The organism is Streptomyces sp. NPDC037410, assembly GCF_055602235.1.
Genome location: NZ_JBVJWR010000021.1, coordinates 1 through 13,697, shown reverse-complemented (window position 1 = coordinate 13,697; position 13,697 = coordinate 1). Strand labels below are relative to the sequence as shown.

The 13,697-nt window shown below is 72.1% G+C and carries 11 protein-coding genes; 9 read left to right on the top strand and 2 right to left on the bottom strand.

All coding sequences use genetic code 11. The annotated features are described in order from the left end of the window. Positions 1-57: 57 nt before the first annotated feature. The 3 genes from ACZ7HT_RS29195 to ACZ7HT_RS29185 all read left to right on the top strand — a co-directional run bounded on the left by ACZ7HT_RS29195 (position 58) and on the right by ACZ7HT_RS29185 (position 4,914). Entirely contained in the window at positions 58-2,823 is a 2,766-nt protein-coding gene (locus ACZ7HT_RS29195; protein WP_471171363.1) for a hypothetical protein, read from the top strand. Continuing rightward, positions 2,820-3,779, top strand: coding sequence for an ABC transporter ATP-binding protein (locus ACZ7HT_RS29190; protein ID WP_471171361.1), 960 nt, complete (start codon positions 2,820-2,822; stop codon positions 3,777-3,779). Before ACZ7HT_RS29195 ends, ACZ7HT_RS29190 begins: the two co-directional genes overlap by 4 nt. Before the next feature lie 178 nt (positions 3,780-3,957). After that, positions 3,958-4,914 (top strand): TauD/TfdA dioxygenase family protein, encoded by a 957-nt coding sequence (locus ACZ7HT_RS29185; protein ID WP_471171360.1) that lies wholly within the window; start codon positions 3,958-3,960, stop codon positions 4,912-4,914. Between the two features lie 36 nt (positions 4,915-4,950). Here the strand turns inward: ACZ7HT_RS29185 and ACZ7HT_RS29180 are convergent, their stop codons facing one another. Continuing rightward, complete coding sequence (locus ACZ7HT_RS29180) at positions 4,951-5,565, bottom strand: hypothetical protein (RefSeq protein ID WP_471171359.1); 615 nt, start codon at positions 5,563-5,565, stop codon at positions 4,951-4,953. Between the two features lie 114 nt (positions 5,566-5,679). After that, positions 5,680-7,656, bottom strand: a complete 1,977-nt coding sequence (locus tag ACZ7HT_RS29175; RefSeq protein ID WP_471171357.1) for an RICIN domain-containing protein — start codon at positions 7,654-7,656, stop codon at positions 5,680-5,682. Positions 7,657-8,004: 348 nt separating this feature from the next. Between ACZ7HT_RS29175 and ACZ7HT_RS29170 the strand changes: the two genes are divergently transcribed. The 6 genes from ACZ7HT_RS29170 to ACZ7HT_RS29145 are packed head-to-tail and all read left to right on the top strand — an operon-like array spanning position 8,005 to position 13,573. After that, positions 8,005-9,066: an extracellular solute-binding protein gene (locus ACZ7HT_RS29170; protein WP_471171356.1), complete on the top strand. Its 1,062-nt coding sequence runs from the start codon at positions 8,005-8,007 to the stop codon at positions 9,064-9,066. After that, positions 9,063-9,959, top strand: coding sequence for a carbohydrate ABC transporter permease (locus tag ACZ7HT_RS29165; RefSeq protein WP_471171355.1), 897 nt, complete (start codon positions 9,063-9,065; stop codon positions 9,957-9,959). Before ACZ7HT_RS29170 ends, ACZ7HT_RS29165 begins: the two co-directional genes overlap by 4 nt. Then, positions 9,956-10,807, top strand: a complete 852-nt coding sequence (locus ACZ7HT_RS29160) for a carbohydrate ABC transporter permease (RefSeq protein ID WP_471171354.1) — start codon at positions 9,956-9,958, stop codon at positions 10,805-10,807. The genes ACZ7HT_RS29165 and ACZ7HT_RS29160 overlap by 4 nt, the downstream gene beginning before the upstream one ends. Before the next feature lie 2 nt (positions 10,808-10,809). Next, complete coding sequence (locus ACZ7HT_RS29155) at positions 10,810-12,027, top strand: glycoside hydrolase family 36 protein (protein ID WP_471171353.1); 1,218 nt, start codon at positions 10,810-10,812, stop codon at positions 12,025-12,027. Then, entirely contained in the window at positions 11,961-12,578 is a 618-nt protein-coding gene (locus ACZ7HT_RS29150) for a hypothetical protein (RefSeq protein ID WP_471171351.1), read from the top strand. The genes ACZ7HT_RS29155 and ACZ7HT_RS29150 overlap by 67 nt, the downstream gene beginning before the upstream one ends. Continuing rightward, entirely contained in the window at positions 12,575-13,573 is a 999-nt protein-coding gene (locus tag ACZ7HT_RS29145) for a LacI family DNA-binding transcriptional regulator (RefSeq protein ID WP_471171350.1), read from the top strand. Before ACZ7HT_RS29150 ends, ACZ7HT_RS29145 begins: the two co-directional genes overlap by 4 nt. The last annotated feature ends 124 nt before the right edge of the window (positions 13,574-13,697 follow it).

The following is a 13,697-nucleotide window of genomic DNA, read 5'->3' as shown; positions in this document are numbered from 1 at the left end:
GCGCCATGGGTCTGGACCCGGTTGCGGGCGGCACGACTGGCAACGGTGCTGGGCGCCGTGCTGGCGTTCGTCGCCGTCCTGCTGGCCGCCGCGCTGCCGCGGGTCCAGGACCGGAGCGCGGACCAGGCCCTGCGGTCCTTCCTGCACAACAGCGGGCCGAGGAACACGAGCCTGCTGTCCGCCGCGCCGGCTCCCGAGTCCGGCGAGGACCCCCGAGCCCTGGACGCGACGCTGAACAGCATGCTCGCCCGTACGGGAGCCGTCTTCCAGGTCGACCCGGACACGGTGGTCCACGGCACACGGACCACCGAACGGCAGACGCTGACGAATCCGGAACTCTCGCGCCCGTCCGGCTTCCCGCCCAGGATGTCCCTGCTGTACGTCCGGCAGGCAGAGGCGCACGTGAAACTGGTGGAGGGGCGTTGGCCGAGCGCCGCACCCACCACTCGCGCCGACGCGCCCGCGAGAGCCTCCCAGGGCGCCGCCGAGGCGCCGCCCCTGCAGGTCGCCCTCTCGGAGCGCGCGGCCCGGACGCTCGGCGCCCGCCTGGGATCCGTCCTGAAGAGCAAGCCGATCTCCGACGACGCGCCGTCCGTGGAGGTCGTCGGTCTGTTCACCGTCCCCGACGAAGCAGATGACTTCTGGGTGGACCTGGAGTGCCTCGCCCGCGCCTGCAAGCACTACAACGGCGAGAACCTCTCCTGGGACGTCGACGCCTTCGTCGGCGCCGGGGACCTGGACCGACTGGACACCTGGGGCCACTCCGCCGAAGACTTCTGGCGGCTCCCGGTGGACATCGATCGCCTGCGGGCCGACCGGCTCGACGCCACGGCCAAGGACATCGCCTCGTACGTCGGCGGCCCCACCGCCACCGCACTCGTCCAGGAGACCAACCGCGAGTGGCTGCAAAGCACCTCGTGGCTGCCCGAGCTCCTCAAGGAGGCCCACGTCCGCCGACAGGCCGCCGCACCGCTCACCGCGATCGGACCCGCCGGGATCGGCGCCGTCGCCTTCGTCGTCCTGAGCCTCGCCGGCGCGCTCGCCACGGACCGCCGGAAGGCCGAACTGCGGCTCCTGCTGGCGCGCGGCGGCTCGCGCACCACGATCGTCGGCCGGCTCCTCGGCGAAAGCGCCGTCACGGTGCTCCCGGCGGCCGCTGCCGCCACCGCGCTCGCCGTCCTGCTGTTCCCCACACCCCGGCTCGCACCCGCGCTGCTCTCGGCCGCGGCCGTCACACTGCTCACGCTGCTGGCCTTCCCGGTACGAGCGGCCGTGCTGCTGTCCCCACGGCGCCCGGCCGGACGGTGGCGCAGGCCCGTAGCAGAGCTGCTCGTCCTCGTCACCACGGCCGCCGCGGTGCTGGAGGTCCGCCGCCGCGGGATCGCCCCGGCCGGAAGCGACCTGGACCCGCTGCTGGTCGCGGCCCCGCTGCTGCTCGCGCTGTGCGCGGGGCTGCTGCTGGCCCGGCTCCAGCCGGTGGTGACCGGGTGGCTCGCGGCGGCGGCCGCCCGCCGCTCCGGGCTGGTCGGCTTCCTGGGGCTGGCACGGGCCGCACGCGGCTCCGGGGCCCGGGACGCCGGGCCGCATGCCGGCGGCCGGACAAGTCCCACCGTCCTGCCGATGCTCGCGCTCCTCCTCGCCGTCACCACCGGCGGATTCGGGGCGGCCGTCCTGGACTCCGTGGACTCGGCCCGGCTGGGCGTCGCACGGCTGACGGTCGGCGGCGACGCCAAGATCACCGCATACGGGGACACGCCGCTCCCGCGCGGGCTCGCGAAGGCCGCAGGCGAACTGCCGGGCATACGAACGTCCGTGCCGCTGTGGATCGACGACGACTTCTCCGTCCTGGGCACCGCCCAAGACGCCACCCAGGTCACCGTGGTCGTCGCCGAGCCGGCCGCATACGCGCAGCTGTCCCGTGCCCTGGGCTGCGGCTCCTTCGACCCCGCCCTGCTCGCCGGAGGCGACGCGCGGTCCCCCGAGGCCCCGGTGCCCGCGCTGTTCAGCGCCGGCCTGGCGCGACAAGCCGGCCCGAAGGCGTACGCGCTGCGGGCCGGCAACGGCGAAGAGCTGCGGGCCCGGGTCGCCGGCGTGATCGACTGCACCCCGGCCCTGCCGGTTCCCGGCGCCGCGACCGTCGTCCTGCCGGCGGGCCCCGCAACGGCCTTCATCGACGGCGCCGACCGACCGAACCGGTGGTACGGCCTCGGTTCCGTCGGCGGCGACCAGCTGCGCGCACTGGTCCGGGCCGCGCTCCCGGCCCCGTCGGCCGCCCCGACCCCGGCTCCCGCCGCGGCTCAGGACCCGGCCACCCCGACCGACCCGGCTGACGACCTGTATCTCGTACGCACCGCTGCCGAGACAGTCGCCGAGCTGGGCACCGATCCGCTCCAGCGGTCGGCACAGCGCCTCTTCTGGGCCTCCGTGACCGCAGCAGCCGGCTTCGCGCTGCTGGCCGTACTGCTGACGCTGATGCGGACCGTCCCCGAACGCACGGCGCTGCTCGCACGGCTGCGCACCATGGGGCTGCGCCGCCGACAGGGCGTGGCCCTGATCCTCTCCGAGGCCCTGCCGCAGACGCTGGCCGCAGCGCTGGGCGGGGCCCTGGCGGCGGCGGCCGCGGTGGCGTTGCTGGGACCGGCGATGGACCTGTCCACGCTGGTCGGCGCACGGGTTCCGACCGGTATACGGCTCACGGCGGGGCCCGTACTGACCCAGGCCCTGGGCCTGGCCGCCCTGGTGGCCGCGGCCGTGCTCGTCGAGGCGGCGACATCCGGGCGACGGCAGATCACCACCGAGTTGAGAGCAGGAGACCAGAGTTGACCACCGACCAGCCGACGTACGAGGAGCTGCGCCGCCGGGTGACGGCCGCCGCGGAGCCCCGCGTCCGGACGACGGACACCGCGATCGCCTGCGATCGCCTGGTCCGGATCTTCAACGCGGACGGCCTAGAGGTGCAGGCACTCCAAGGGCTGGAGCTGACGGTCGACCAGGGTGACCTGGTGGCCCTCGTGGGCGCCTCGGGCAGCGGCAAGTCCACCCTCACGAACATCCTGGCGGGCCTGGACGTGCCAACGGCGGGCAGCGCGACGGTCGCCGGTTACGACCTGCTGGAACTGTCGGCGCGGGACCGGCTGCGCTACCGGCGCGAAGCGGTCGGGTTCGTCTTCCAGCAGACGGCCCGCAACCTGCTGCCGTTCCTCACGGCCGCCCAGAACGTCGCCCTGCCCATGCAGTTGGGGGGAGGCGGTGGCTTCCGACGCGGCGCGGCCGCACGGCGCTCCGCCCGGGTCGCGGAGGTCCTGGACGCCCTGGGGATCGGCGATCTGGCCCACCGGCGCCCGGCGGAGCTGTCCGGCGGCCAGCAGCAGCGCGTCGCGATCGCCGTGGCGATGGTGAACCAGCCCAAGGTGCTGCTGGCCGACGAACCGACGGGCGAACTGGACTCGGAGACGGCCGCGTCGGTCTTCGAGACCTTCCGCACGGTGAACAGGGAACTCGGCGTGACGGTGGTCATCGTGACGCACGACCCCATGGTGGCGGGCGAAGTCCGCCGCACGGTGGCGATCCGCGACGGCCGGACCAGCACAGAGGTCCTACGCCGCGTGGTCACCGACGAACACGGCGAGGAATCGCTCAGCGAACGCGAGTACGTCGTCCTGGACCGTTCCGGACGCGTCCAGCTCCCTCCGAAGTTCTTGGCAGCCCTGGGCATGGAGCACCGCGTGGCGGTCGACCTGGCCCCGGACCACATCGAACTGAGCCCGGACCGGAGCTGAGTACGCTGCAGCAGCTGTCAATCCCTGGCCGCGTAGGCGTGGGGCCATGGGCGGCCGCCCGCGCCGCGCCCGGCCCGCACGGCTGGGGTTCGAAAGACCCCGGAGTGGGAACCTTGCCTGCCGGGGCAGCACGGGAACGCCTCGAGGTAGATCCGATGACGACAGTGGGGCTGCGGTCGTGAGAGAGACGGTGCGTGCTACCGGGGTCGAGGTGAATCCGGTTGCGGGACACATCGGAGCGGAGATCACCGGCGTCGATCTGACGGCTGATCTCGATGACGTCGTGGTCCAAGCGATCAGAGCGGCACTGCTGCGGTGGAAGGTCGTCTTCTTCCGGGGGCAGCGACTGGACCACGCCGGGCAGGTGGCACTCGCCCGACGCTTCGGCCGGCCGATCGTCCGGTCGCGGCGCGGCAGCGCATCCCCGCCGGACGTCCCCGAGATCGAGACGACGGCCGATCGGCTGGAGCTGTCCGGACGGTACGGCATGGAGCGGGCGGAGTGGCTCCACCGGCGCAACGACACCCTGCTTCACCCCTGGCACTCGGACTGGAGCAACCACATCGACCCGCCGGCCGCGACGATCCTGCGGGCCGAGACCGTGCCGCCGTACGGTGGTGACACCACCTGGGCCAACCTCGCGGCGGCCTACCGGGGGCTGTCGGCGCCCGTGCGCGATTTCGTGGACGGGCTGCGGGCCGAACACCGCCTCGGAGTCGGCTACCAACCGCGGCCCGGCCATGACGCGTACGTAGAGCAGCTGCTCGGTCATCAGATGGCCACCGCGCATCCGTTGGTACGGGTCATCCAGGAAACCGGCGAACGCGTACTGTTCGTCAACGGTTTCTACGTCGAGCAGATCATCGGTCTGTCCCGCTCGGAGAGCCGGGCCGTTCTGGAGATGCTGCTGGAGCAGGCGGTCCGCCCCGAATACACGGTCCGTTTCCGCTGGGAGCCGGGCAGTGTGGCGATCTGGGACAATCGGGCCACCATCCACATGGCCCCTCGTGACGCCGCACACCTCGACTTCCCGCGGATCATGCACCGGGTGCTGATCGCCGGAGACGTGCCGATCGGCGTGGACGGCAAACCGTCAGAACCTCTCACCAGCGGCCTCGGCGGTGACTGGTCGTAGGCGGTGGGCGTCGTCGAACGCTGCGATGACACGGCCTCAACGCCTGCGGGCTCGGGCCCGCCGTACGAGCAGGCCGGCCGCGGCGCCGACGAGGGCGAACCCGGCCAGACCGGCCACGGTCCACTCGGCCGTGCGGTCTGCCCGGTCGCCCACCGGGCTCGCGGAGGGAGAGGACGGCGCGGGCGGGACCGGAGCGGCGGCCGTGGTGGGGACCGGAGCGGGCGTGGGAGGGGTGGGGCGGGGGCCGGGCGGTGACGGGTCGACCGCGGGGACCGAGATCTCTCCCTCCCCATGACCGAGGGAGGGGAAGCCCACGTCGACGGTGACCTTCCAGGTGCCGGGGGTGAGGACCTCGGCGGTGCTCCAGCCCGTACGTGTGCCGTGGTCGCGGACCAGCGGCCACGGGCCCATGGAACGAGATCCGTCGGGGCTGGTCGCGTTGACCGTGGCGGCGACGGCCTCGTCGACGGCGTCCCCGTCGTTCTCCCAAGTGATCTCGGTCGTGACATGGCCGTCTCGCTGGCCGGTCACCACCACCTCAACGGTGTCGCCGTGGGCCTGGGCCGTGGTCGGCAGGGCCACGGCATGGGCGACGAGCATGAGCAGGAGGCCGAGGCCCGTGCCGGGACGGACTGCGCGGTGTGTACGCATCTTTGCGGTGCTCCTGGTACGTGGGTGCGGCGCGGTGGCGCCGGTGAACGGCCACGGTGACCGTTCACCGGCGCTGGGGCGACCCAGAGGTCGCCGTGGGGGTTCAGATCGAGGTCAGGAGAGCTTCTGGACCGTCCAGGACTGCGTCGCACCGCCGTCGGTGCGCCGCATGTCGAGCAGCCAGCTCCCGTAATACGCGCGGTTGCTCACCGCCAGGGCGTAGCCGCCGCTCGGGTCGGTCACGGTGATCGCTCCGCTGCCGCTGGACAGCCTCCACCTCTGCGTGGCGACGTTGCCGCACGTCTGCTGGGCGATCCACATGCCCTGGGCCGGGGCTCCGCCCGTCTGCAGGCACTTGCCGGAGACGGCGGAGCGGATGCGGACGAGTCCGCCGCCCGCGTCGTCGAACAGCCACTGCTGCTGGGCGTAGCCGGTGGCCCGCGCCCCGACGAGCACCGTGCCGTCGGCGGAGCGCCCGCCCCAGATCTCCGCGGCCATGCCGGTACCCGCGTTGCCGAGGGTGTAGCGGGTGCCGGGTGTGGTCGCGCCACCGCCCGCTTCGGCCGTCCGGAAGGTGGCCGTCGGTCCAGCCCCGCTGTCACGGCCGGACCTGTCACGGACCGAGACGGCGACCTGGTACGCGGTGCCGGGCTGGAGGTTGTAGATGCGCAGCACCGCCGACTGCACCCAGGTGAGGTGCCTGCCGTTCAGCAGGACCTGGTACCAGGTGGCGCCGTCGACCTGGGGCCAGCTCACGACAGCGGCCGTCGACTGGATCTGACCGACCGTCACCGCTGGGCCGCCAGTGGGCTGCCTGGTGGGTGTCGGCGTCGGGCTCGGCGTGGGCGTCGGGCTGGGGTTCGGGTCGGGGCCGGTGCCGCCCCCGGACCGCATCAGGAACTGGTTTTCGGCGATGTTCCAGTGCGTGGCCAGATAGCTTCCCGCCCTGGGGTTGGTGTCGAAGTAGTCGTCGTGATTGCAGTCCAGGATGTTCTCGGCCGCCTGATTGGAGCACACGTACCGCATCTGGGGGTAGTACGGGGTGTCCGAGTAGCACATGACGTCGTACTCGTCCGTGCAGTGCGCGCCGCGACTGGTGTTGGGCGCACTGTTGTTGACCGCGCCGAGGTTGTGCCCCAGTTCGTGGGCCGCGGTGTGACCGCCCCAGCAGCCGGCGTCGGTACGTCCGTAGGAAGGGCCGAAGTTGCTCTGGTTGTTCTGGCCCGGCCGTTCGTCACCGGCGAAGGTGCCGATGCCGCAGTAGACCTTGGTGTCCGCGAAGATCATGTACTTGCGGTCGCGACGGTTGAGGCCCTTGTCGGCGAGCGCCCTGTTGGTGGCGTCGAACTCGGCGAGCGCGGACGCCGGAAGCTCGATGTCGAGCACGGTCGGCGTGCAGTCGGCCGCGGTCACGTAGCGGATGTGCCGCACACCGCCGGTCTCCTTGGCGCTCGTCGCGTAGATGAGGTCGGCGTCGGCCGCCCACTTGCGGAACGAGGCGACGTACTCGGCGTACCGGTCACGGTCGGAGCCGTGCACGTACACGACCTGCACGCGGTTGCCGGTACTGCCGTCACCGTCGCACTGGACGGTCTGACCCGCGGGACCCGCTGCGACGGCCTGGCTTCCGGACGTCGCGGCCGGCTCCGGTGCCGCGGCGGCCGCGGTCCTGGCCCCGGAGGCATCGGCGGCGGGCGCGTCCTGCGGCCGCCCGGTCGCGGGCGCCTTGGCTCTCACGGCGGGAGCCACGTCCGCCTTGATGTCCACGCCCTTGGGCGGAGCGTCGGGGCCGTGGGTGCACAGTCCGGCTTCGGTGCGGTAGACACCCGTACAACGGTCGCCCTTGGCGGCCGCCTTGAGCCCGTCGTACACCATCCCCCGCCGGGTGTCGTTGGCGGGCTTTCCGACGATGGGCTCGGGTTCCTCGTCCCTGGCCGGCACGGCGGCCGGCGCGAGGGGGGCCGTGGTGGACCCGGCCTGCGCGGGTATGCCCGCTGCGGGCGTCCCCGCTTGAGCGTCACCCCCTATGCCGGCGTAGGCGATACCTGCCGCGATCACCGCCGCCGACGCCACGGCGACGGTGGCGAGCATCAACCCCCTGGGCTTGCGTCTGTGTTCAGGCTTCCTGCGATGTCTGGTCATGCGCACCTCAAATCCTTGGTCGGAGGAGTGGGTGGCGGAAGCCTGCCAGACACACACGGTGGAGAATTCGGGCAAACGGGAATGACCATCGAGATATCAGACCGTTACTTCCCTGACCGATCTGATGAACACTCACTTCTCTTAAAAATTGGGCTAGTTGAGGAAGCGAACGTGAAAGGTCTAGGCTTTTCAAAGAATCTCGTTATCGAATCGAGATATACAGATCGAGCCTATTGACGGTAATTCAGTATGAGATTCACCTAATTACTACTTCGCGAATTCCCTTCGTCACCAGCCGTGAGGGTCGCGACTTCCGTCAAGCAGCCGGCCGCCCCGCCTCCGTCGGGCACGCTCAACCGCCCGGGCGTCAGGGGCACCGCCGACCTCGGCCTGCTCGGCGCCACCAAGCACAAGGACGCCTTCGCCGCCGGCCTCTGGCAGACCGTCTGCCCCGACGGCAAGCGTGTGAACGCCCTGCCCTGGGAGGCCAATTCGGCCGGCTTCTACTACCGCGCCGACCTCTTCGAGAAGGCGGGTGTCGACGCCGAGGCCCTCCAGACCTGGGACGAGACGATCGAGGCCGGCAAGCGCCTCAAGGCCAAGACCGGCGTCCACCTCCTCGGCATCGACAAGCCGGCCTCCCAGCCCGACGCCGCCAACTTCTTCCAGCTGCTGCTCCAGCTCCAGGGCGCCTTCTACTTCGACCTCGAAGGCCGGGTCACCCTCGACTCGCCCGAGGCCGTGCGGGCCATGACGCTGATCAAGACCATGAACGACGCCGGTCTCGTCAGCGACCTCGCCGGCGGCTGGAACGCCCTCATGAGCTCGCTCAAGCAGGGCACCAACGCCGTCGTGCCCTGGCCCACGTGGTTCGGGGGCATCGTCGAGGAGCAGGTGCCCGCCGAGGCCGGCAAGTGGAAGGTGCGGCTCCCGCCCGCCGTGCGCCGCGGCGGCCCCACCGCCGCCACCGTGAACTCCACCCACCTCGCCGTCGCCGGCAGCAGCGAACACCAGGCGGCCGCCTGGTCCTTCGTCGAGTTCGCCCTCACCCGCCCCGCCTCCCAGGTGCACATCTACCGGGGCAAGGGCATCGCCCCCGCGCTCATGAAGGCCTACGACGACGCCGTCTTCCACGAGCCCTCGGCCTTCTTCAGCGGCCAGAAGAAGGGCGAGATCTTCCTCGCCGCCCTCAAGGCCCCCTCCCCGGCCGTGAACTACACCTCCGACTACGCCCGCGCTCTCAAGCTGGTCACCGACGCCCAGTCCAAGGTGCTCCTCAAGGGCGCCGACCCGGCGACCGTGCTCCGCGAGGCGGCCGCCGAACTCGTCCGCCAGACCGGCCGGAAGGCCGCCCGGTGAGCCTGGCCACACCGCTCCCGGCCGCCGCCCGCCCCCGGCGGCGCGGCCGGGCGGCCCCGTACCTCTTCGTACTGCCGGCCCTGCTGCTCTTCTCCGTCTTCAAGCTCTACCCGATCGGCTGGTCCTTCGTGATCAGCCTGCACCGCACCGTCGCGGGCACGGAGACCTTCGTCGGCCTCGACAACTACCGGCGGCTGCTCGACGACCCGTTGCTGTGGACCGCGCTCCGCAACACGGCGATCGTCCTCGCCGTACAGGTCCCCCTGATGCTGGCCCTCGCCACGGCCCTCGCCGTCGCCCTGAACTCCACGCTCCTGCGCGGCCGCCCGGTCTTCCGGCTGGGCTTCTTCCTTCCGATGGTCACCGGCCTCGTCGCGTACGGCATCGTCTTCTCCGTCCTCCTCAACAGGGACTACGGCCTCGTCAACTGGCTGCTCGGCCTCGTCGGCGTCGACCCCGTGCCCTGGCTCACCGACGGCCTGTGGGCCCGGATCTCCCTGGGCCTCGCCCTCACCTGGCACTACACCGGCTACAACGCCGTCATCCTGCTCGCCCGCCTCCAGACCGTGCCCGCGGAGCTGTACGACGCCGCCGCCGTCGACGGGGCCGGCGCCCTCGCCGCGTTCCGACACGTCACCCTGCCCGGGCTGCGCCCCGCGCTGCTGCTCACCACCGTCCTGTCGACCATCGGCACGCTGCAGCTCTTCGACGAGCCGACGGTCCTCACCGGCGGCGGCCCCGACAACGCCACCCTCACCATCGGCGTGTACCTCTACCGCAACGCCTTCACCTACGCGGACTTCGGCTACGCCTCCGCCCTCGCCTACGCCCTCACCCTGCTCATCGGCCTCCTCGGCCTGGTCCAGTTCCGCCTCCTGGGAGACAAGTCGTGAGACACGCCATGACGGACCGGGCCCCGGGCCGGCGGGCCGGCCGCTCGCTCCTGCTCACCTCCGGCCTCGCCATCGCCCTCGCCGTCGTCGCCGTGCCCTTCTACTGGCTCGTCGTCGGCGCCACCCACAGCTCGCGCGAACTCTTCACGAGCCCCCCGCCGCTGCTCCCCGGCGGCCACCTCGCCGAGAACCTCGCCACCCTCCAGGACACCGCCCACTTCGGCCGGGTCGTCCTCAACTCCCTCGGCATCGCCGGTGTCTACACGCTGCTCGCGGGCACGGTCTGCACCCTCGCTGGATACGGCTTCGCCACCTATCGCTTCCGCGGCCGCGAAGTCCTCTTCGGGCTGCTCATGCTGGGCCTCGTCGTGCCCACCCAGATCACCCTCGTCCCGCTCTTCCGCATGATGGCCGAGCTCCAGTGGCTCGGCACCTACCAGGCCGTCATCGCCCCCAACCTCGCCCTGCCCTTCGGCATCTTCCTCATGCGGCAGTCCATGGCGGCGCTCCCGCAGGAGCTGCTCGACTCCGGCCGCATGGACGGCTGCGGTGGGCTGCGGCTCTTCCTGAGGGTCGCGCTGCCGCCGATGCGGCCCGCCCTCGCGGCCCTCGCGATCTTCCTCTTCCTCTACCAGTGGAACGACTTCGTGTGGCCACTGATCGTGCTGCGCGACGAGCTCACCTTCACCATCCCCGTCGCCCTCGCCTCCCTCCAGGGACTCGACGAGACCGACTACGGCGCGATCCTCGCCGGCACGTCGGTCGCCGCCGTCCCCATGGCGGTCGTCTTCCTGCTCCTCCAGCGCCACTTCGTCTCCGGCCTCCTCGCGGGCGCCGTCAAGGAATGACCATGACTCTCCAGGCCCGGGCCGACGAGCCCGTGACCACCGCGCACGAGACCCCGGTGCCCGCCGAACCCCTTCACGACGGGGTCTCGATCGCCCTCCTCTCCCCCGGCACCACCCCCTCCTGGACCCTGACCCGCCTGCCGGACGGACTGCGCGCCCTCGACGTCCACGCCCCCGGAGTGCCCGTCGAGATCCGCCTCTCGGTCCCCCTCGGCGACGCGGCCGGTTACTGGCATCCACAGGGCGGCTGGCGTCGCACCCTCGTCCCCGACTGGGCCGGGCGGGCCGCCACCTGCCTCGTCGACGGCCCCGCCGCCGGATCCCTGTACGAGCACTCCGGCGCCACCCTCCTCACCTGGGCCGCCGCCGACCCCGTCACCGAGGCCACGGTCCGCTTCGGCGTCTCCGAGGAGAACGACACCCACGTCGTCCACCTCCGGCTGCCCGCCGCCGACCGCCCCCACCGTCTGCTGCTCGCGCCCCGCGCGGCCTCCGTCGCCGCCGCCCTGCGCCCGATCCGCGCCCACCTCGCCGCCGCCCACCCTCCGATGCACGTCCCGGACACGGCCCGCGTCCCCGTCTACTCCACCTGGTACGCCTTCAACCAGAACGTCACCGCCGCCGCCGTCGAGACCCAGGCCGCGCTCGCCGCCGAGCTCGGCTGCGGGGCCCTGATCCTCGACGACGGCTGGCAGGAGTACGGCAACGGCCGCGGCTACGCGGGCGTCGGCGACTGGCGGCCCGATCCCGCCAAGTTCCCCGACCTCGCCGCACACGTGGCCGCCGTCCGCGCCCACGGCCTGCGCCACCTCCTCTGGGTGGCGCCCCTGCTGCTCGGCCCGCAGGCCGACTGCCACGACCGGTGGGCCGCCGCGGCCCCCCGCCCCGCCACCGTGCCCGGCGCCCACGTCCTCGATCCCCGCCGCCCCGAGGTGCGCCGGCACGTCGTCGACCTGTGCGTCTCCCTCGTCCGCGCATACGGACTCGACGGGCTGAAGCTCGACTTCCTCGACGAGGCCGCCGTATACGCGGGCGACGGCGGCGGCGACGTCGGCCACGCCATGACCCTGCTCCTCGACGGGCTGCGGCAGGAGTTCGAGGCCGTCCGGCCCGGGATCCTGCTGGAGCTGCGCAGCCGTACACGGGCCCGGGCATGGCCCCGTACGGGAACATGCTGCGCTCCTTCGACTGCCCGGCGGACGCCACCGCCAACCGGGTGAACACGCTCGACACCGCTCTCCTCGCGGTCGGCGGCGCCGTCCACTCCGACATGCTCATGTGGTCGCGCGGCGCCGGTGCCGAGGCCGTGGCCCGGCAGTTGATCGGGGCCCTGCACTCCGTACCGCAGATCTCCGTACGCCTCGACGAGGTGCCCCGGGAGCACCGGGAGACCGTGCGGTTCTGGCTCGGGTGGTGGCGCCGGCACCGCGAGCTGATTCTCGACGGCGAGACCGAGCCGGGGCGGCCCGACGAGCTGTACCCGCTGGTGCACTCGGCCCGGGGCGAGGAGTGCCTGGTCAGCGTGCACGGCGACCGGGTCGCGACCCTCGACACGGCCGCGTACCGCACCTTCCATCTGGTGAACGGCTCCGGTAGGGACCGGGTGATGGTCGAGGTCACCGGCGGGGGCGGACCGGTGAGGGCCCGGGTCCACGGCCCCGACGGCCGTATGATGAATGATCCGCTGACGCTCCTGCCCGACGGACCACGGCCCCTGGCCGTCCCGCGCGGCGGCCTGGTGTCGCTCACACTCACGGAAGGACCGCGATGAAGGTCGGCATCACCGACGTCGCAGCCCGCGCACAGGTCAGTGAGGCCACCGTCAGCCGGGTGATCAACCGGCGCCAGGGCGTGTCCCGCAAGACACGCGAGGCGGTCGAGCGGGCCATGGCCGAACTCGGTTACGAGCGCCCCACCCAGGGCCAGCTGGTGGCAGTCGTCACCGAGTTCGTCTCGAACCCGTTCTTCGCCGACGTGGCCGAGCGGATCGAGTCCGCGCTCGCCCCCCACGGCCTCAAGACCGTCCTGTGCCCCGTCTTCCCCGGCGGCGTCCAGGAACTGGACTTCCTCACCGCGCTCATCGACAAGGGCGTGACCGCCGTGGTCTTCCTCTCCGCCTCCAACACGGTCGAGGGCGCCGACACCGAGAGCTACGAGCTGCTGCGCCAGCGTCGCGTCCCCTATGTCGGCATCAACGGCGAGTTCGCCGACGGCGTGCCCGTTCCCGTCTACTCCACCGACGACGCCCTCGCCGCCGAGTTGGCCGTCGACCACCTCCACCGGCTCGGCCACCGCCGCATCGGCATGGCCTCCGGCCCCGCCGGGAACCGGCCCGCCGACCGGCGGGTGCGCGGCTTCGTCGAGGCGATGGCCCGGCGTGGCGCCGAGGACGCCGAACGGTGGGTCGTCCGCCAGTCCTACACCGTGGAAGGCGGGCAGGCCGCCGCCGCGGCCCTCGTGGCGCAGGGCGCCACCGCCATCGTCGCCGCCAGCGACTACATGGCCCTCGGCGCCATCCGGGGCATCCGGCGACAGGGTCTCTCCGTACCCGTGGACGTCTCGGTGGTCGGTTACGACGGCTCGACCGTCACCGAGTTCACCGACCCCGCACTCACCACCGTCCGCCAGCCGGCCGACCGGCTCGCCCTGGAGGTGGGCCTGAGTGTCCTCGCCCTGGTCAGCAACCGCGAGGTGCCGACCGGCGAACTCCTCTTCGACCCGGAACTGGTGATCCGAGCCTCCACGGGACCGGTGCCGAGCACGTAACCGGGCACGGGTGGTCCGCGACTCGCGCGCTAGGTGTATTGATCACGAGCGTTGTTGACACTGGTCTGGTCTTGAACATGGCGAAGACCTCCGGTGTGGTGGGAGCTGTCTAGGAACTCACCTC